Origin of the sequence: Rufibacter glacialis (genome assembly GCF_008271745.1) — a bacterium.
GTDB classification, from domain to species: domain Bacteria; phylum Bacteroidota; class Bacteroidia; order Cytophagales; family Hymenobacteraceae; genus Nibribacter; species Nibribacter glacialis.
Window position 1 is genome coordinate 331,773 of the sequence record NZ_VKKZ01000021.1, and the last position, 18,218, is coordinate 349,990.

The 18,218-nt window shown below is 53.4% G+C and carries 17 protein-coding genes; 8 read left to right on the forward strand and 9 right to left on the reverse strand.

Annotated features, from left to right (window positions below; translation table 11 throughout):
• Window positions 1–2: 2 nt before the first annotated feature.
• The gene (prmC, locus tag FOE74_RS13070) at window positions 3–860 is read right to left on the reverse strand and encodes a peptide chain release factor N(5)-glutamine methyltransferase (protein ID WP_149099063.1); all 858 of its coding nucleotides are present in this window, start codon (window positions 858–860) and stop codon (window positions 3–5) included.
• 78 nt (window positions 861–938) lie between these two features.
• Here prmC and ribD point away from each other — a divergent pair, with 78 nt between their 5' ends.
• Window positions 939–1,982, forward strand: a complete 1,044-nt coding sequence (ribD, locus tag FOE74_RS13075) for a bifunctional diaminohydroxyphosphoribosylaminopyrimidine deaminase/5-amino-6-(5-phosphoribosylamino)uracil reductase RibD (RefSeq protein ID WP_149099064.1) — start codon at window positions 939–941, stop codon at window positions 1,980–1,982.
• 191 nt (window positions 1,983–2,173) lie between these two features.
• Window positions 2,174–2,656, forward strand: a complete 483-nt coding sequence (locus FOE74_RS13080) for a GAF domain-containing protein (RefSeq protein ID WP_149099065.1) — start codon at window positions 2,174–2,176, stop codon at window positions 2,654–2,656.
• A gap of 152 nt (window positions 2,657–2,808) precedes the next feature.
• Here the strand turns inward: FOE74_RS13080 and FOE74_RS13085 are convergent, their stop codons facing one another.
• From FOE74_RS13085 to FOE74_RS13100, 4 genes are all read right to left on the reverse strand, one after another.
• Window positions 2,809–3,495, reverse strand: a complete 687-nt coding sequence (locus FOE74_RS13085) for a phosphatidylserine decarboxylase family protein (protein ID WP_149099066.1) — start codon at window positions 3,493–3,495, stop codon at window positions 2,809–2,811.
• Between the two features lie 115 nt (window positions 3,496–3,610).
• A complete protein-coding gene (locus FOE74_RS13090; RefSeq protein WP_149099252.1) occupies window positions 3,611–4,885 on the reverse strand; it encodes a Glu/Leu/Phe/Val family dehydrogenase in 1,275 nt (424 codons plus the stop codon).
• A gap of 133 nt (window positions 4,886–5,018) precedes the next feature.
• Window positions 5,019–5,828 (reverse strand): phosphatidate cytidylyltransferase, encoded by an 810-nt coding sequence (locus FOE74_RS13095; RefSeq protein WP_149099067.1) that lies wholly within the window; start codon window positions 5,826–5,828, stop codon window positions 5,019–5,021.
• Window positions 5,829–5,925: 97 nt separating this feature from the next.
• Complete coding sequence (locus tag FOE74_RS13100) at window positions 5,926–6,873, reverse strand: CPBP family intramembrane glutamic endopeptidase (RefSeq protein WP_149099068.1); 948 nt, start codon at window positions 6,871–6,873, stop codon at window positions 5,926–5,928.
• Window positions 6,874–6,928: 55 nt separating this feature from the next.
• Between FOE74_RS13100 and dusB the strand changes: the two genes are divergently transcribed.
• Both dusB and FOE74_RS13110 read left to right on the forward strand, forming a co-directional pair.
• Window positions 6,929–7,927, forward strand: a complete 999-nt coding sequence (dusB, locus tag FOE74_RS13105; RefSeq protein WP_149099069.1) for a tRNA dihydrouridine synthase DusB — start codon at window positions 6,929–6,931, stop codon at window positions 7,925–7,927.
• A gap of 678 nt (window positions 7,928–8,605) precedes the next feature.
• Window positions 8,606–9,520, forward strand: a complete 915-nt coding sequence (locus FOE74_RS13110; protein ID WP_225840804.1) for a DMT family transporter — start codon at window positions 8,606–8,608, stop codon at window positions 9,518–9,520.
• A gap of 8 nt (window positions 9,521–9,528) precedes the next feature.
• On the opposite strand, the gene FOE74_RS13115 is transcribed toward FOE74_RS13110, so the two are convergent.
• Complete coding sequence (locus tag FOE74_RS13115) at window positions 9,529–9,951, reverse strand: hypothetical protein (RefSeq protein ID WP_188686718.1); 423 nt, start codon at window positions 9,949–9,951, stop codon at window positions 9,529–9,531.
• A gap of 161 nt (window positions 9,952–10,112) precedes the next feature.
• The gene (locus tag FOE74_RS13120; protein WP_149099071.1) at window positions 10,113–11,858 is read right to left on the reverse strand and encodes an amino acid permease; all 1,746 of its coding nucleotides are present in this window, start codon (window positions 11,856–11,858) and stop codon (window positions 10,113–10,115) included.
• Window positions 11,859–12,010: 152 nt separating this feature from the next.
• On the opposite strand from FOE74_RS13120, the gene FOE74_RS13125 reads away from it, so the two are divergent.
• Together FOE74_RS13125 and FOE74_RS13130 are read left to right on the forward strand one after the other, a co-directional pair.
• Window positions 12,011–12,694, forward strand: coding sequence for a carboxypeptidase-like regulatory domain-containing protein (locus tag FOE74_RS13125; protein ID WP_188686715.1), 684 nt, complete (start codon window positions 12,011–12,013; stop codon window positions 12,692–12,694).
• Window positions 12,695–12,798: 104 nt separating this feature from the next.
• Window positions 12,799–13,452 carry a carboxypeptidase-like regulatory domain-containing protein gene (locus tag FOE74_RS13130; protein ID WP_188686712.1) on the forward strand — a complete coding sequence of 218 codons (654 nt, stop codon included), beginning with the start codon at window positions 12,799–12,801 and terminating at the stop codon, window positions 13,450–13,452.
• A gap of 71 nt (window positions 13,453–13,523) precedes the next feature.
• Here the strand turns inward: FOE74_RS13130 and FOE74_RS13135 are convergent, their stop codons facing one another.
• Window positions 13,524–14,711 (reverse strand): sensor histidine kinase, encoded by a 1,188-nt coding sequence (locus tag FOE74_RS13135; protein ID WP_149099074.1) that lies wholly within the window; start codon window positions 14,709–14,711, stop codon window positions 13,524–13,526.
• A 182-nt stretch (window positions 14,712–14,893) separates the two neighbouring features.
• On the opposite strand from FOE74_RS13135, the gene hemA reads away from it, so the two are divergent.
• Together hemA and FOE74_RS13145 are read left to right on the forward strand one after the other, a co-directional pair.
• Window positions 14,894–16,168 (forward strand): glutamyl-tRNA reductase, encoded by a 1,275-nt coding sequence (gene hemA / locus FOE74_RS13140; protein ID WP_149099075.1) that lies wholly within the window; start codon window positions 14,894–14,896, stop codon window positions 16,166–16,168.
• Between the two features lie 316 nt (window positions 16,169–16,484).
• Entirely contained in the window at window positions 16,485–17,438 is a 954-nt protein-coding gene (locus FOE74_RS13145; RefSeq protein ID WP_149099076.1) for a phosphodiester glycosidase family protein, read from the forward strand.
• A gap of 76 nt (window positions 17,439–17,514) precedes the next feature.
• Here FOE74_RS13145 and FOE74_RS13150 read toward each other — a convergent pair whose 3' ends face one another.
• The gene (locus FOE74_RS13150) at window positions 17,515–18,201 is read right to left on the reverse strand and encodes a LytR/AlgR family response regulator transcription factor (protein WP_149099077.1); all 687 of its coding nucleotides are present in this window, start codon (window positions 18,199–18,201) and stop codon (window positions 17,515–17,517) included.
• Window positions 18,202–18,218: the final 17 nt, after the last annotated feature.

An 18,218-nucleotide genomic window follows, 5' to 3' on the forward strand; every position in this document is an offset into this window, starting at 1 on the left:
ACTTATCTCCAGAGAGCCACCACCATTCTTTCTTTGCCCCGCAGGTCCTGGTGCGCCTCTACCTGCTGGTAGCCGGCCTGCTGCAACATATCTATGGTAGCCTGGGCAAACCGCTCATTGATCTCAAAGAACAGCCGTCCGCCGGGCTTGAGCAACTGCTGCGCCACCCCGGCAATGCGGCGGTAGAAGAGCAAGGGGTCTTCATTGGGAACAAACAGGGCTAAATGCGGCTCAAATGCCAGCACGTTCTGGCGCATCAGGTCTTTTTCCTCTTCCAGCACGTACGGCGGATTGCTTATCACAGCATCAAGGCTTTGGGACGCCACCGCCGGAACCTCCCGCAGGATATCCTGATGCAGCCAAGCTACCGGCTGCCCTAGCTTTTGAGCGTTTTCTTTGGCTATGGCCAAGGCCTCCAGTGACACGTCCAGACCCCACACTTGGGCACCTGGCAGTTCTGCCACCAGAGTGATGGGGATACACCCGCTGCCGGTGCCAATGTCCAGCAACCGTACCTGCGGCTGATCCTGATAAGTCCTGATCACCCGCTGCACCAACTCCTCAGTCTCCGGCCTGGGAATGAGAACGGCAGGTGTCACCCCAAACTCCCGCCCATAGAAAGAGGCCTCGCCCAGCACATACTGCAGGGGCTCCTGCCGCAAGAGCTGCTCCAGGTATTGGTGCACCTGGGCCTCTAGTTCCTCAGAAGCCTCTTCCCGACGGCGTTGCAGGAGCTCAAACCTCCCCACCCCTAGGGCATGCTCCAAAACCCATTCGGCCATGGTGTGGGCCTCGGGTTTTTCATACAGGGGTTCTAATTGTGCAGCAAGTTGCGCAAGCAGGGCTTCAACGGTAGGCATAAACTCAGTTTTGGGCAATTTCTGAAAAAACACCCGATATTAGGGCAAGGAAAGCGAAGTGGTGCGTAAATACAGAGAATGAATTCAGACAAGAAATACATGCGACGGGCCTTGGACCTTGCGGCGCTGGGTGCCGGGTGGGCACGCCCAAACCCGATGGTAGGTTGCGTGGTGGTGCACGAACACCGGATCATAGGCGAAGGCTGGCACCAGCAATACGGTGGTCCCCACGCCGAGGTAAACGCCATCAATAGCGTACAAGACAAAAGCCTGCTTCCTCAGAGCCGGGTATATGTCACCCTGGAGCCTTGCTCTCACTACGGGAAAACCCCGCCCTGCGCTGATTTCCTGCTCCAGCACGGTGTTCAGGATGTGGTGATCTGCAACACAGACCCTAACCCCCTAGTGGCCGGCAGAGGCATTCAGAAATTGGTAGACGCGGGCTGTAAGGTACATATTGGGGTACTGGAAGAGGAAGGCCAGGAGTTGAACCGCCGATTCTTCACGTTCCAGACCCAAAAACGCTCTTACCTGGTCTTGAAGTGGGCCCAATCAGCTGATGGGTTTATTGCGCAGCCCAACTACCAGCCCTGCCAGATCTCTGGCCCCATTGCGAAGCAATTGGTACACAAGTGGCGCACCGAGGAACAGGCCATCTTGGTAGGCACCCGCACGGCGCTCCATGACAACCCGCAGTTGAATGTACGCCACTGGCCCGGACCGCCTCCCTTGCGCCTGGCCATAGACAAGCAATTGCAGATACCACCTACCCACCACCTGCTAGACGACAGCACCCCTACCCTGCTTTATACCCTCCAGAAAAAGGAAAGCACTACCCATACAGAATTTGTCACCCTTCCCGCAGAGGGCCTGCTGCTAGACCACCTGCTGGAGGACCTTTACCAACGCAATGTGCAGTCGGTTCTGGTAGAAGGGGGCACCGTGCTGCTGGAGGCGCTGCTGGAAAAAAACCTATGGGATGAAGTACGGATTTTCCAGAGCCCGGTAAAGCTGCACCAAGGCGTAAAAGCGCCCCACCTGCCCATCATGCCCTCTGCCACCCGCCATCTATTGGGGGAAGACGAACTCACGGTTTACCGAAACACATCTCCTCTTCACTAGAAGGCTTTTCCTGATTTAAGCCTATTTTGACAGAATCTGCCCCTAAACCCCACCAGCAATCTCTCTGGTTGGTATACCCAAAGACAGTTGCTCCAGGAAACCTCTGGAGTTACCTTTGCCGTTCAAGAAAATAATGTGCTTCGTAGAAAAATAGCACATGAACACATTCCATAATTAGCACCTTACCCCTCATGGCCGAAGACTTATTCATTGACAATAGCCTCTCCAAAGAAGAGAAATACAAGGCGCTTCTCCCCCAGATAGAAGCCCTGGTAGCCCCTGAAACAGACTTGATCGCTAACCTTTCCAACGTGATGGCAGCCCTGAAGCAGAGCTTCGACTTTTTCTGGGTGGGCGCTTACCTCACCAAAGAAGGCCAACTGGTGCTGGGACCGTTCCAGGGTCCGGTAGCCTGTACCCGCATCCCCTTCCACAAAGGGGTCTGCGGCGCCTGCTACACCCGTCGTGAGACCATCATCGTGCCAGACGTAGAGGCATTCCCTGGGCACATTGCCTGCAGCAGCGCCTCCAAATCCGAGATTGTGGTACCGGTGATCAAAGACGGGGAAGTCAAAATGGTGCTGGACGTGGACAGTGACCGCCTGGATGACTTTGACGAGATAGACCAGAAGTACCTGGAGCAGATCATGGCCCTGGCGCAGAACTGGTTCTGAGGTAGTATCACGTAGCAAGACTTAAAATTTCTGCTTCGGGGCCTATTTCCGTAAAACAGCTGTAAAACGAAGAAGCCTCATCTTATCCAGATGAGGCTTCTTCGTTTTATAAACAATCTAAAATATCAAAAAGTCGTGCTACCTGATACCAATTACCCAAAGAAAGAACCGGAACTGCTGGTTTTCAATTGCGCGATCACGGTCTGGCCGCCTTTGGTCTTCTGGCCCAACTGCACTTTCACCTCGGTGTCTACCGGCACGAAGATATCTACCCGTGACCCGAACTTGATGAACCCGAACTCCTCGCCCTGATTCACCTCATCACCCTCGGTCACATACCACACAATGCGGCGGGCCATAGCCCCGGCAATCTGCCGGAATAATACCTGCGGACCAGCCAAAGACTCCACCACTACCGTGGTGCGCTCATTCTTGGTGCTGGATTTGGGGTGCCAGGCCACAAAGTAGTTTCCGGGGTGGTATTTGAAATACTTGACCACGCCAGACACCGGGTTACGCGTGATGTGCACGTTGATGGGCGACATGAAAATGGAGATCTGTTTCCTTACATCATTGAAGTACTCCGGCTCTTCCACGTTTTCAATCACCACCACCTTACCATCGGCGGGCGCCACCACCAGGTCTTCATGCAAGAGCAGGTTGCGGTAAGGGCTACGGAAGAACTGCAGAATGAGCAGGAAAACTATAAAGGAGACGCCGGAGAAGATCCTATTGAAGGTGAGGTGCGCGCTGTTGAAGTAGTAAAGCATCAAGTTTACGACGAGCAATCCTAACAGGGTAAAAAACAGAATCTTTCTTCCTTCTTTGTGAATCTTCATTAGTGGCTTTTTGGGCTGATTAAGCAAAAATATAAAAAAAACCGCCTCCTGTCTAAAAAAAAGACCGGAGGCGGCAAGATTAGCTGTTTTAATCCCTTATTGGGAGTGGCCCTGCTTAGAAGCCGCCCCGGAATTTATAGGTCTGCGCTACTTTGTCAATGGCCACAATGTAGGCGGCAATACGCATAGGCACGTTGTATTTCAGGGAAGTGGCGTACACTTTGTTGAATGCCTCGGTCATTATCCGGTCAGAGCGCTCGGTCACCATCTCCAGGCTCCACTTGTAGCCCAGGCGGTTCTGCACCCACTCAAAGTAAGAGACGGTCACGCCACCTGAGTTGGCCAGGATATCCGGTACTACCATGATGCCTTTCTCGTTGATGATCTTATCGGCGTTGGCTGAGGTTGGGCCGTTGGCACCTTCCACAATCAGCTTGGCCTGGATCTGGTCCGCGTTGCGGGCGGTGATCACGTCTTCCACGGCAGCGGGTACCAGCAGGTCAACCGCCGAGGTAAGCAGCTCGTCATTGCTGATGGGCTCTGCGCCGGCGTATCCTTCCAGACGGCCGTTGTGCGCGTTCTTGTATTCAATGGCGCCGGCAATGTCAATGCCGTTCGGGTTCCAGTAGGCGCCGCTCACGTCACTGATGCCCAGAATCTTCACCCCGCGCTCAGCCAGCAGCTTGGCCGTGGAGGAACCTACGTTCCCGAAGCCCTGCACAGCAGCGGTTGATTGCGTAGGGTCCATGCCCAGCACTTCCATGGCGGCCATAGCCGATACCATCACGCCTCGGCCCGTGGCCTCTACCCGGCCCAAAGAGCCACCCAGTACCAGGGGCTTGCCGGTTACCACGGAGTTTACCGTCATACCTTTGGTTTTGGAGTACTCATCCATTAGCCACGCCATTTCGCGCGGACCGGTACCCATGTCAGGGGCCGGAATATCCTGGTCAGGACCGAACGTATCAATCAGAGCCACGGTATAAGCCCGGGTCAGACGCTCCAACTCACCGGCAGACATGGTAGAGGGATCGCAGATGATACCTCCTTTGGCACCTCCGTACGGAATATCCACTACGGCGCATTTCCAGGTCATCCAAGCGGCCAAGGCTTTTACCTCATCCAGGAAAACGCCTTTATCATAGCGGATCCCTCCCTTAGACGGACCCAGGATATTAGAGTGGATTACCCTGAAACCTTCAAACACCCGCACGCTGCCATCATCCATGGTCACGGGAAGGTGCACGATCACCTGACGGGTGGGCGATTTCAAAACTTCATATGTCTCATCGTCCAGACCCAACGCCTCAGCTGCAATGTTGAAACGTGACATCATTGACTCAAAGGGGTTCTCCTTGTCTTTGATGGGGGCTGGTTCTTTGTAAGCCATTTTGCCTTGAATTACTGCCTTATAAGCTGCCATAATTTTATAATTTTAACAATCTGGGGATTCTGTTTAGCCGCAAAATTACCAAATTTATAACAGCAAACTAACGCAAGGTCGTTTTCTATGCATTAATCTTTCACTTCACCAGTTCCAGAAAGGCTACCAGAAACGGCACCACCAGAATAAGGCTATCAAACCTATCTAAAATGCCACCGTGGCCGGGAATCAAGGTACCGGAGTCTTTCACATCCAGGCTTCGTTTGAGCATAGACTCCACCAGATCCCCCAGTACGCCAAACACAGACACCAGCAGGGCTACTCCCAGCCAATGCCACAGCGCTAAATCCTGGAAGAAAACCGACAAGAGCCAGGCCACTCCCAGAGACAAAAGCACGCCTCCTACCCAGCCTTCCCAGGTTTTGCCGGGCGAAATACGGGGAAATAATTTATTTTTCCCAAAGGATTTGCCGGCGGCGTAAGCCCCCGTGTCAGAGGCCCAGATCAGGAACATGACCCCCAAAATGATCTGCCAGCTGTATCTGCCTGGCAGGAAAGCCAGTACGTGCAGCAGGGTAAAGGGAGCGGCAATGTAGAACACGCCTACCAGCGTGAGCGCCACATTGGTGAAAGGCTGTTCTTTTTTCCGGTAGAGCTCGGCCACCAGTGCCAGCAGCATGACGGGCGGCAGCACAAAAAGCCAGTCACTGGTTACTGTGCCCCGTTCCACGGCAAAGCCCAGCACGTACAGCCCTATGCCCAGCAGCGCCCCAATGGCCCGGTTGGGTTGAAACCCTCTGGCAGAAAGCAGCCGGTAAAACTCCAGCAGGCCCAGTACGGTGAGCGCCAGAAACAGCAGGAAGAACGTCCACTCGCTCCAATAGATGCCGCCCACAAAAACGGCGCCGCCCAGCACCCCAGCCAAAAGGCGCAGCTGCAGGTTATTCATTTGCTTTTTAGGTTTTTCCATGGATCAGGATAACTATACGCCACAACGGAAGGAAAGGCAACCTCGCGCTGTTTGAGGGGTGTTTTGAAGAAAGGGATTAAAAACGGGGGGCTTCCTCTACCCGGGAAGAAGGCAATCGCCGGAAACCGGCATACAGGCTGTACAAAAGGGCTATGCTCAAGCCTAATGACACCAAAGACATGGTCCAGCTCTCAGGCTCGGTAGATTCTACGTTGATAGTCACCGCCTGCCGCTGCGCCAGGAACATCATGAGCACCATGAAGCCGTTGTTCATGAAATGCCCAATGATGGGCACCCAGATATTGCCCGACCACCAGTACAGGTAGCCAAACAAGAGGCCCAGCATGATTCTGGGCACCACGCCATAGAACTGCATGTGAATGACCCCGAAGATGATGGCGGCGCCCCAAATGGCCAGGTGCGGGTTCTTCCACCAGCGCTCCAGTTCTTGCTGCACAATGCCCCTGAAGACCAACTCCTCGCCAATGGCCGGCAACACGGCAAACACCACCAGCCCCAGCAACAACTGCGGAACGGTATTTATCTTGGTCAATTCCAACGTCAGTTCGCGCAGGGCGTCTTCTTTGGCCCGGGCCCAGCGCTCAAATGCCTCTAGAAAGGCGGGGAAATCCACGTTGGCGTTCCAGTGTACCACCCAGGAGGCCGCCGGCATGATCACCAGCAGCAGCACCGCGCTCCCCAGCAGCAGATAGAACGGCACGGTAGGCCGCGGCGAAAGGTAAAGCGCCGCCCCAGGAACATAGATCCGCAGAAAGGCCAGGGACGCCCCGGTAAACCCCACCAGGTGCACCACTCCCTGGAACAGCACCAGCGCGCTGCGGCTATCAGGGTAATCGGCGGGGCGGGCTAGCATGTTGGTGATCTCCATCAGGCCGTACCCGAAGACCACTTTCACCAGCAGCATGCCCAGGAAATTGCCAATGAACAGGCCCGCCACCACCAACCCGGTAAACAACACAAGGGACTTAAACGGATGCAGACGGGGCGAGATGAAACCTTTCATATAGGCGTTGTGGTTTTAATGGGTAAATTTACGCGAAATATTTAAACTCAATCACGTGGTAAAAATCGGCAAGATAGAGCTTCCGGACTTCCCGCTGCTGCTGGCGCCTATGGAAGACGTCAGCGATCCGCCTTTCAGGGCAGTGTGCAAGGCCAACGGCGCCGACTTGATGTATACGGAGTTCATCTCCTCAGAAGGGTTGATCAGAGACGCGGCCAAGAGCCGGCAGAAGCTGGATATCTTTGACTACGAGCAACCCATTGGTATCCAGATCTTCGGCTCAGACATAGAGTCCATGCGCGAATCTGCCGTTATATCTGCGCAGGTAGGGCCAGACTTAATTGACATCAACTACGGTTGCCCGGTGAAGAACGTGGCCTGCAAGGGTGCCGGAGCGGCTTTGCTGCGCGATATTCCTAAGATGGTGGCCATGACCTCGGCCATTGTCCAGGCGGTAGAGCCCTTCGGCTTGCCGGTGACGGTGAAGACCCGCCTGGGCTGGGACGAGTCTACCAAGAACGTAGAGGAAGTAGCCGAACGTCTGCAGGACATCGGCATCAAGGCCCTTACCGTGCACGGCCGCACCCGCGTGCAGATGTACAAAGGCGAAGCTGACTGGACTCTGATCCGGAAAATAAAGGAGAACCCGCGCATCCAGATCCCCATCTTCGGAAACGGCGACATTGACACACCTGAGAAAGCGGTGGCCTATAAAGAGGAGTTTGGGGTAGACGGCATCATGATTGGCCGCGCCTCTATTGGTTACCCCTGGATTTTCAGGGAGATCAAGCATTACATGCAAACCGGCGAGTTGCTGGCACCGCCTACCATTCAGGAACGCATTGATATGTGCAAAATGCACTTTGACAAAGGCTTGGAATGGAAAGGCCCGCGCCTGGGCATCTTTGAGATGCGCCGCCACTACGCCAACTATTTCAGAGGCTTGCCCAACGTGAAATCTTACCGCACCCGCCTGGTACAGACGGAGGACCCGGAGGAGATTTACGCGATCTTAGACGAGATTGCCAATTCCATGGAGTACGCGGAACTGTAGAGCCGTCTCCTTTTATTCATAGCCCGTTTTCTGCCTGTTTGCTGAACAACAGGTGGAAAACGCGCTTTTTTTTGCGGGTCTATGAAGCCAGCCAGCGGTTTCCCAATTAACTGCCCAAACTTGAGCGTTTACAGGGCTTTTCCTATTGCTTAGAAAGAGGAGTCCGGGCCAAGATCAGAAGCAGGAAGGGCAAAGGAGGCTGGCATTCCCTCTCCCCCTGGGAGAGGGTTAGGGTTAGGGGCTGCGGGCGTTTAAGGCAAAGGCTTCTCCAGGCAGGAACCTTCCCCCCTCATCCTAGCCTTCTCCCTGGGGGAGAAGGAACCCCGGTATTGCGTTTTGAGCTTGGTTTACAGAAAGCAGCTTCAAAACGAAATACCTTTTGCCATGTGTATTCCCATGGAGGAGGGCAAAAGGGGGTGTTTATTTCCCACAGATGCACGCGATACGGAAGCCCCTGACCCAGACACTCGCAGGACCTGCGGACGCTGCGAGGTCGTGTGAGCCCTTAGGGTAGCGGCTCATTGGGTCTATTGCTGCTGCCTTCTTCTCTGTTTGCTTTTGAAGACTTGGGGTAACCTTTTGGGCAGCCCTTTCCGCTTTGCGGTTGATTTCTCTGAAACAGGCCAGAATCGTGTGGACATCTCTTATCTTTGCCCTTCCAATTTTCGCGCTGCTGCTGTGTCTAGTCAACCTACTTCGCCTACCCTTTCCCCTACTGCCACTTCTACCCCGCCTTTGGCCTGGGTTATCTTGATTGGGCTGGCCTTGATCTGGGGCACGTCGTTCATTCTGATCAAGAAAGGGCTGGAAGTGTTCTCCTCAGATGAATTGGGCGCTATCCGGATTACCATTGCCATGCTGGCCCTGTTGCCCTTCGCATTGAAAGGCTTAAAGGCACCCAAACCCGGCCAGTGGAAATTCCTTGTATTAAGCGGGTTGATTGGCAACCTGATCCCGTCTTTTCTGTTTGCCTACGCAGAGACGCACCTGGCCAGCGGCCTGGCGGGCGTGTTGAATTCGCTCACCGCCTTGTTCACCCTGATCATTGGGGCCATCTTCTTCAGCCAGAAGATCACGCTCCTACGGGTGGTGGGCATCTTGATAGGTATTGTTGGCACCGCGGTGCTCATCTTCTCGGGCAGCGCCCAGGAAACCTCCTCCAACTCGTTTTATGGCTTGTATGTGGTATTGGCGACGGTCTTGTACGGGGGCAGCCTGAACATCATCAAACACTGCCTGGCGGGTATCAAACCCTTGACTATGGCCAGCCTGGCACTTTTAACGGTGGGACCTTTCGCCTTTGTGTACCTCTGCACCACCGCGGCCTTTGATAAGTTGGCGGCCCAACCGGCGGCCTGGGAAGCCTTAGGCTATATCACATTATTGGCGGTCTTTAGCACAGCCATTGGGCTGGTGTTCTACAACAAGCTCATTCATATGACCAATACCTTGTTTGCCAGCACCTCTACCTACCTGATGCCCATTGTGGCCTTGGTTTGGGGCGTGGCCGACGGGGAAACCATTCACCTGGTGCACTACCTGGGCATGGCGATTATCCTGGGAGGGGTTTTGCTCGTGAACCGGGCGAAATAAAAGGGAAACTACCGGTCGGCGCGGCTTTTCAGGAGCCAGGCGATGGCTTCCTGCTCAGATAGGAAAACTCCTAATTTGGCTGATGTGCCGAAGTTCTCCAGATATTCCAGGCCAATCCCTTCTCTGATGTGGGTATAATGGGTAGGGGTTACCAAATTCGCGAAGAAGCTTTGGCCACTTATTTCTTCCTCTACCTGCGGAAAGAACTGTTCCAGCATCCAGGCTTCGTCTTCAGGCGAGATTATACCACGGCTGCGCAGGTCAAACATCCAATAGGCGCTTTGCACTTCCTTGGCCAACTCCAGCGATTGCCGGTACCCGTCGCGTAATTGAGCGGAATCTGGGCACAGCAGCCACCGCAGGAACAGAATATCCAAGTCTCTCCGGTAGGTTAAATGCAGCTTGCTTTCAAAAATCTCTCTCTCAACCACGGCCTCAGCTTTTTCAGATACTTACCCAAGCCAAGGCATACCGCTGCCTGCTTGCTTAAAGTATAAGCAAGTTACCACCCAAAGAGAAAAAAAGAAACTTTTTTGAAACCTTTTTAAAACCTCACCGTAGCCGCCGCTCTATGTTTAAGCTGTTATACTATCTAGCTGGCTAGCGGCTTGGGTGCCAGTTTGCTGTGCTTGTAGCTGTACCCGAAGTAGATGCCCAAGCCTATCAACAACCAAATGGTGAAGAGCATCCAGTTGTTCACTCCCAACTGGGTCATGAGGTACAGGTTGGTCAGCAAACCCAGAACGGGCAGCAGAGACAACCTATGCCGGAAGGAAACCCAAGCCAACAGCACACTGGAAATCAGAAATACAAGCATAGGAATCTGGTGCCGGAACTCTTCATACCCTCCGCTCCAGGCCACGGCACTCCAGAATTGGTCTATAGCCTCGCGGTTATACAGCATGACCAGCACACCCGCCACCACCAAAATCAAAGGCACCAGAAATTTCCCGTTCAGGTAAGGCACTTTGAAGCGGGCATCTGAGGTACCATGCGGGTCAATGAGAAGAATACCGCCGCACACCAAGGCAAAGGCGAACAAGGTCCCGATACTGGTAAGGTCTATCACCAGTTCCATGTTCAGCAGCAAGGCGGGCACGCCCACAAAAAAGCCGGTCACCAAGGTAGCGAAAGAGGGGGTTCTGAAGCGGGGATGCACTTTGGAGAAAACGGGCGGTAATAATCCGTCGCGGGACATGGCCATCCAGATGCGGGGCTGACCAATCTGGAACACCAGCAGCACAGATGCCATGGCGAAAATAGCGCTTACCGCCACCACCCCGGCCAACCAGTCTACCCCTACTTTGGTGAAAACATACGCCAAAGGATCACCCACGGCCAGTTCTTTGTAAGACACCATGCCGGTAAGCACCAACGTGATGATCACGTACAGCACCGTACAGATAATGAGCGCGTAGATCATGGCCCGCGGAAGATCACGTTGCGGGTTCTTGCATTCCTCGGCGGTGGTACTGATGGCGTCAAACCCTATATAGGCGAAAAACACCGCAGACACGCCTTTCAGCACGCCGCCCACGCCGTTAGGGGCGAAGGGGCTCCAGTTCTCAGGATTTATGTAGAAAATACCCACGGCAATCACCACCAACACTACGGCCATCTTGAGCACCACCAACAGGTTAGAAGCGTTTTTGGATTCTTTGATCCCGATGTATACTAGGGTGGTGATCACGGCATTGATCATGAAGGCCGGCAAGTCTATCACCAGTTTCCCGCCCAGGAAGTCTGGGGCCGCCAGCCAGGTATTATAGGCCTCCAACTGCACCGGATCTGCCGCCGACAAAGGCTGTCCGGCCTGCAGCAGCGCCATGACCTCCCAATAGCCCTTATGCGCACTTTGCGTACCCATGGTAAGCCAGACCGGGATATCCAGCCCTATGCCGCTCATGAGCCCGGTGAAATAATCGCTCCAGGAGATAGCCACCACAATATTGCCCACGGTGTATTCCATGATCAGCGCCCAGCCAATGATCCAGGCGGCCAACTCCCCGAAGGACGTGTACGCATAGGTATACGCTGAGCCGCTGGCCGGAATAGTGGCCGCGAACTGCGCGTAGCACAGCGCTGAGAAGGCGCACGCGATGGCCGTGAACACAAACAGCATAGACACCGCCGGCCCGCCCTCATAACTGGCATTCCCGATGGTACTGAAGATACCAGCCCCAATGATGGCGGCAATGCCCAGAGAGGTAAGGTCTCTGACGGTTAAGTTACGCTCCAGCCCCTCGTCCACAGTACCGGGATGGGCAGCTACATCGGCGGGCGGGGTATGCAGTACAGAAGATAAACTTTTGCGACGGAAAAGGCTTTTCAGGCTCACGTGGTAGATAGGGTGTAGAAATTGAGGGTAAAAGTTAAGGAAATATTCTGAAAGCCATGAGGTCTGTGTATATTTAGACAAACCACTGCCTCATGCCTAGCCATCGTCTCACCGTTTCTGTGCCCCAACCTTGCCAGGAGGATTGGAACGCTATGACACCTCAGAATCAGGGCCGTTTCTGCCAAAGTTGCCAGAAAACGGTGGTGGATTTTACGGCTATGCCTGATGCAGAGGTAGTGGAATGGCTGGCGAAAAACAAGAACACCAAATGCGGCAGGTTTAGGAAGGATCAGATAGGGAAAGAGTTAACTGCGCCCATTTACAGCCCCAAGCGTTGGAACTGGCCAGCAGCAGTGTTAGGCCTAACCGCTTGGCTTAGCACTACCAGCGTTGTAGCGAAGCAAGTTTCTTCTCCCGTTTATAGCACCAACCAACGGCCCGCTTCTGAGAATAGGGGAAAGAGCATGAAGGAGCTTTCTGAAATATCTGTCAGCCTACTTGTTTTGAAAGGCACTGTGATAGATGCACAAAGCAAGGAAGCCATGCCAGGAACGACCATCCTTTTGAAAGGAACGTCCATTGCAGTTCCAGCTGACCAAAACGGTCATTTTGAATTGGCTGTACCTGCTTATCTGGTCAACAGAAAACAAAAAGTCATCTTCGCTTTTATTGGGTATGAAATGAAAGAAGTAAAGCTCTCTAAGCTGCTTAAAAAGAATCACCCAAAGATTATCATGGCTTTAGACACCGCAGTTCTAGGAGGCATAGCCATTCAGTTCAGCAAACCAATACCTGACCATGGCTTCTTGCAGAGAATAAAGCAACTGTTCTCTTGAATCGCCTTGGTCATACGCGCAGAAAATAGCCTAAAACAGAAGCCATGCCAACTCGCCGCCTTTCCATCTCTATTTCACAGCCTTGCCACCAGGATTGGGCCTCCATGACGCCACAGAATCAAAGCCGTTTTTGCCAAAATTGCCAGAAACCAGTGGTGGACTTTACTGCTATGTCAGATGAGGAGGTAGTCAATAGGTTGGCAAAAGAACATACCTGCGGGCGCTTCAGGTCAACCCAGTTAAACCGGGAGTTGACGGCTTTTCCTGTACCACAAAGAAAATGGGCGTGGCGGCCAGTTTTGCTAGGGCTGTTTGCTTGGTTCAGCTCTAAGGCAGCAGAAGCACAGACAGTAAAAAAAGGGGAGACCATCAAAGTAGCCTCCAACGCTTCTGTGCCTTCGGTTACTACCACTACTCAACCCGCGCCAATCTCTTTGAAGGGAATAGTGTTGGACTCAGCCACTCAAGCGCCAATCATTGGAGCCTCCATTCAGCTAGCCGGAACTTCCCTTACTACAATATCTAATATGCAGGGGCAGTTTGAGCTAACCATTCCGGCTTCCATGATGCAAGCAAAAGGTGGTACCCCACTAGTGATTTTCTCTTATATAGGAATGGTGTCTGAAAGAAAAAGACTGGATGCTTTAGCCGCAAACCTTACAAATAAAATCCTTCTTCGGCCTGACCGAACTCCTAGAGAAACGGTAACCATCACCTTGGGCATGCCCACGCTCCAGCCAACCCCCACTAAGAACTGATGAGCCAAGCCCGGAACCCCTTCCGCTAAACCTGTTTCAAGCCTCTATTCCAGAAAGCACGCCCAAAACCCTTACCGGTTCAACACCACTCTGAACGTAGTGCCCTTGCCTACCTCTGAAGACTTCACATACAGCCGGCCCTGGTGGTAATTCTCAATGATCCGTTTGGCCAGCGCCAGTCCTAGGCCCCAACCGCGCTTCTTGGTGGTATAACCCGGCACGAACACTTCCTCCTGCTTGGTCTTGGGAATTCCTTTGCCCGTGTCCTGAATGTCCAGGGCGATGGCGTCTTTGGTGCTTGACTTGACCAGACGCAACGTGATGCTGCCTTTGCCTTCCATGGCGTCTACGGCGTTTTTGCAGATGTTCTCAATCACCCACTCAAACAGCGGAATATTGACTTTGGCCGTGGTCTCAGGCGGGAACTCAGATTCTATGGCGAACGCCACCTTGTTAGACACCCGGTTGCGCAGGTAGCCAATGGCATTCTCCACCACCCGTTGCAAGGGCTCGTCTTTGAGCACGGGCACTGAGCCGATGTTGGAGAACCGCTCCGTGATGATCTCCAGCCGGCGCACGTCTTTGCCCAGTTCATCTATGATAGGCTCGTTCTCAAACTTTGGGCTGCCTTTCAGGTACTCGTACCAAGCCATGAGCGAAGAGAGCGGCGTGCCCAACTGGTGGGCAGTCTCTTTGGCCAACCCCACCCATACCCGGTTCTGCTCGGCTTTGCGCGAGTAGCTGAAGGCGTAGTAGGCGATAATGGAAAGGCAGGCAATGACCGTGAGCTGCACGTAGGGGTAGTAGCGCAGCTGGGTGAGCAACTCAGAATCCTTGTAAAAGATGTAGTTTTTGAATTCCTGCTGGTAAGAGACCACAATGGGCTTGTGCTGGGCCTTCATCTTCTCAATCTCCCGCTTTAAAAGCCTTTTTTTCCGGCTCTCTGAAATCTTTTCGGGGATATTAAGGTTCTTATAAGCGATGACGTTCTCTTTCTCATCGGTCTGGATCACCGGCACGGAGCGGTTGGCGTCAATGATTTCCTCCTGAATAAACACCAGGTTGTCTGAGTCTATTTCCGCGTTGATCATGTACTTGAGGCCCTTGGCATACAAGTCAATCAACTGCTGCTCGCGCTCAGAAAGCTTGGCTACCAGCAGGTTGGTGTAGATGACGGTAGCCGCGCCAATGACCAGGGCAATGGTCATGATGAGCAGCTTCAGCCTAGATTTCTTGGAATAAATGGAGGTTGGAATCATGAACAAAAACAACGCTAGAAGAGATACGCCTGTCTTCGGATTGAGTTCTCTCTAAACGAAGATAGCAGAAGAAGCGTCTATGCGCCGCAATTTGTAATGAGTATAAATAAAAGAAAGATCTAAAAGTAATTCATTCTTAAAAGATAGCGGCGTAATTTTGCATGCTATTTTAAAACTGCCGTATGCTTCACAATTTCAGAGCCGTCAGTCTTTCTTACAAAAAAGCTCCCTTAGACATAAGAGAGCTTATCGCCTTGGATGAGGGGTCGTGCCGACAGTTCCTGCAAACGCTCAAAAATTTCATTCAGGCAACTGACATTTTAGTGCTTTCCACATGCAACCGCACGGAGGTGTATTATACTTCTGATGATGACTACAGCCACGAGATCGTGAAGCTGCTAGGCATCAGCAAAGGCATTGCTAACATTTCCCAGTACCTGGATTATTTCACCATCGTGAACGAGCACGCTGATGCCGTGCAGCACCTGTTCAACGTGGCCATGGGCCTTGATGCGCAGGTGGTGGGCGACATGCAGATCTCAAACCAGGTGAAACAAGCCTACCAGTGGAGCGTGGACAACGAGGCCGCCGGCCCGTTCCTGCACCGCCTGCTGCACACCATCTTCTTCACCAACAAGCGCGTAGTACAGGAGACCTCGTTCAGAGACGGAGCCGCCTCCACTTCTTACGCCGCCCTGGAACTGGTAGAAACCCTCACCGCTGAGATCGCCAACCCCAACATATTGGTGGTAGGCCTGGGTGAGATTGGCGCTGATGTGTGCCGCCACCTTTCTGACTCCAACTTCCAGAACGTGAAGATCTCTAACCGCACCAAAGCCAAAGCCGAGATACTGGCCGAGGAGTGTGGCCTGGAGGTGGTGCCGTTTGAGAACCTGGTGGAAGCCATGAAGGCCGCCGATGTCATCATCTCCTCCGTAGCCCGCGACGAACCGTTCTTCACCAAAGAGATGGTGAGCCGCCTGAACGTGCTTACCTACAAGTTCTTCATTGACTTGAGCGTTCCGCGCAGCGTGGAGCCGCAGATTGAGCAGATCCCGGGCGTGTTGGTGTACAACATTGACGCCATCCAGAACAAAGCCTCTGAGGCCCTGCAACGCAGATTAGAGGCCGTTCCGCAGGTAAAGCAGATCATCAAAGAGTCCATTGCCGGATTTGAGGACTGGAGCAAGGAGATGAACGTGTCCCCTACCATCCAGAAACTGAAGAACGCCTTGGAGACCATCCGTCAGGAAGAGATGGCCCGCTACCTGAAGAAGCTTTCCCCGCAGGAAGCCAAGCACATGGATGACGTGACCAAGTCCATGATGCAGAAGATCATCAAGTTACCGGTGCTGCAATTGAAAGCCGCCTGCAAACGCGGCGAAGCCGAAACCCTGATTGACGTGCTCACAGATCTATTTGACCTGGAGAAGCAGTCTTCTGAGGCGCACGCTTAGACCCCATTTTCATAAAATCACCGTAAAAGCGGGACATTCCTCACAGAGTGTCCCTCTTTTTTATGCCTATGACAGATGTAGAGACTAGGTACCGCCTTGTCTCCCACGCATACCTGGTCCATGCTGGGATATACGATCAGCAGGGGCAATTCCTGGTGGTTGCCCTTTCCGTTCATCCCCGTGAAGGGCAACTACTAGGGATTGCCCCTGCATTTCAGGTCTCCTTTCTAAAATCAGACGGAAAACCAGCCCCACATAGACGAAGGTTTTACGCCACTGTTACCCAAACCACAAGGTTAGTCTTTATATTGGCGCCATGAAAAGATTGCTCCTCCCCTTTACTGCCCTCCTGGTCTCTTTTGCCGGTTTTGCTCAGGTGAAATGGACTCCCTCCGCGCAACATCAACAAGGCCTTCCGGCAACGGTGAAGGTATTCACCACGTCAGACTCCCTGGATGGCAAACCGTTTAAAGCCTATTATCTGGAAGCCGACCTGAAAGACCCTAAACTGGAGGTTCTTACCCAGGTAGGCAACGGCAAGCGGTACACGCCCCGGCAATACTATGAGCAGGAAACCGGCAACGTGCTGGCCACGGTCAACACTACGTTCTTCTCCTTCGCTGATAACCGCAACCTGAACCTGGTCATCAACAACGGCAAGGTACTGGCCCCGCAGGCATCGGTGCGCCGTAAGAACCCCAAGGGTACAGACACCCTCACCTTCCACCCCACTACCGGCGCCATCGGGTTCTTCCGGAACCGCACCGCAGATGTGGCCTGGGCCTATAACGTGGGCAAGAAAAAGAAAACCATGGCCTTGGCTGCGCCCTACAACATCAACGCAGGGGAGCGCCCCGCCCCAGAGCCGTCTAAACGCACCGTGAAAGGCATGAAACGCTGGAAGCCCCAAGTGGCCGTGGGCGGCGGACCGGTGCTGGTGCAAGACGGCAAACCCCATATCACCGCCGAAGAGGAGATGCGCGGCGGCGCTGGCTTTAGGGGGCTTAATCCGCGCACCGTCATGGGCTACACCCCAGATAATAAATTGATCATCCTCATGGTGGAAGGCCGCCACAAAGGCGTGGCCGAAGGTGCCACCTTGGACCAACTAGCCAAACTGATGGTGGACCTGGGCTGCCAGGAAGCCTTGAACATGGACGGCGGCGGCTCCAGTGCGCTCTACATCAAAGGCAAAGACACCATCAAACCCTCAGACAAAGAAGGCCAGCGGCCCGTACCGGCCGTGCTGGTATTGAAGTATAAAGAGTAAAGAATATCGTTACTTGAAATCCTAAACCCGTTTACTGCATGATTTTCAGAAAACAAGCCAAAATGGGTATTGGCGTTTATAACAGCCGTTGTAAAAGGCTTTCACGGTAGCTGGGCGACACGGGAATGCATTTACCCCCTAACGTGACTTGGTGCCGCTCAATCTTTTCTATCTTGTCAATGGCCACCAGAAAGGATCTATGCACCTTCGCAAACTGCTCCTCCGGCAGTTTCTCCTGCGCCTCGGCCAAGGTCATACGGGTAAGCGTGCGGCGTTGGGGCTCATGGAATGTGAGGTAGTTATCATCGGCCTCAATGTAGAGCAACCCCGTTAAATTGATCCGTTCCCAATCATAGCCCACTTTCACGAACAGATACTCAGGCGCGGGATCCCCGGTAGTTGCTTCTGACTTCTGCTGCTGTTCCTGTGCCCTAGTGCAGGCTTGCAAGAACCGCGGGAAGGTGATCGGCTTCAGCAGATAGTCTGTGACGGCCAAATCAAACCCATCCAGTGCGTACTCTGAGAAAGCGGTAGTGAAGATAATGCTGGTCTGCTTCCCTATCAGTTTTGCCACTTCTACCCCGGTGATGTCAGGCATCTTTATATCCAGGAAGATCAAGTCTATGGGGTGTTGTCGCAAATAGGCCAACGCTTCAGTGGCGCTCACGAAGGTGGCTTCTAATTGGAGAAACGGAACCTTCTGGCCGTGGTCCTGCAGAATGGCCAAGGCAATGGGCTCGTCGTCTAGGGCAATACAACGCATGCGGATGGACGGCTAAA

Coding starts and splice junctions, on each gene's coding strand:
- prmC (WP_149099063.1), bottom strand. CDS start 860: ATGCCTACCGTTGAAGCCCTGCTTGCGCAACTTGCTGCACAATTAGAA.
- ribD (WP_149099064.1), top strand. CDS start 939: ATGAATTCAGACAAGAAATACATGCGACGGGCCTTGGACCTTGCGGCG.
- FOE74_RS13080 (WP_149099065.1), top strand. CDS start 2,174: ATGGCCGAAGACTTATTCATTGACAATAGCCTCTCCAAAGAAGAGAAA.
- FOE74_RS13085 (WP_149099066.1), bottom strand. CDS start 3,495: ATGAAGATTCACAAAGAAGGAAGAAAGATTCTGTTTTTTACCCTGTTA.
- FOE74_RS13090 (WP_149099252.1), bottom strand. CDS start 4,885: ATGGCTTACAAAGAACCAGCCCCCATCAAAGACAAGGAGAACCCCTTT.
- FOE74_RS13095 (WP_149099067.1), bottom strand. CDS start 5,828: ATGAATAACCTGCAGCTGCGCCTTTTGGCTGGGGTGCTGGGCGGCGCC.
- FOE74_RS13100 (WP_149099068.1), bottom strand. CDS start 6,873: ATGAAAGGTTTCATCTCGCCCCGTCTGCATCCGTTTAAGTCCCTTGTG.
- FOE74_RS13125 (WP_188686715.1), top strand. CDS start 12,011: ATGACACCTCAGAATCAGGGCCGTTTCTGCCAAAGTTGCCAGAAAACG.
- FOE74_RS13130 (WP_188686712.1), top strand. CDS start 12,799: ATGACGCCACAGAATCAAAGCCGTTTTTGCCAAAATTGCCAGAAACCA.
- FOE74_RS13135 (WP_149099074.1), bottom strand. CDS start 14,711: ATGATTCCAACCTCCATTTATTCCAAGAAATCTAGGCTGAAGCTGCTC.
- hemA (WP_149099075.1), top strand. CDS start 14,894: ATGCTTCACAATTTCAGAGCCGTCAGTCTTTCTTACAAAAAAGCTCCC.
- FOE74_RS13145 (WP_149099076.1), top strand. CDS start 16,485: ATGAAAAGATTGCTCCTCCCCTTTACTGCCCTCCTGGTCTCTTTTGCC.
- FOE74_RS13150 (WP_149099077.1), bottom strand. CDS start 18,201: ATGCGTTGTATTGCCCTAGACGACGAGCCCATTGCCTTGGCCATTCTG.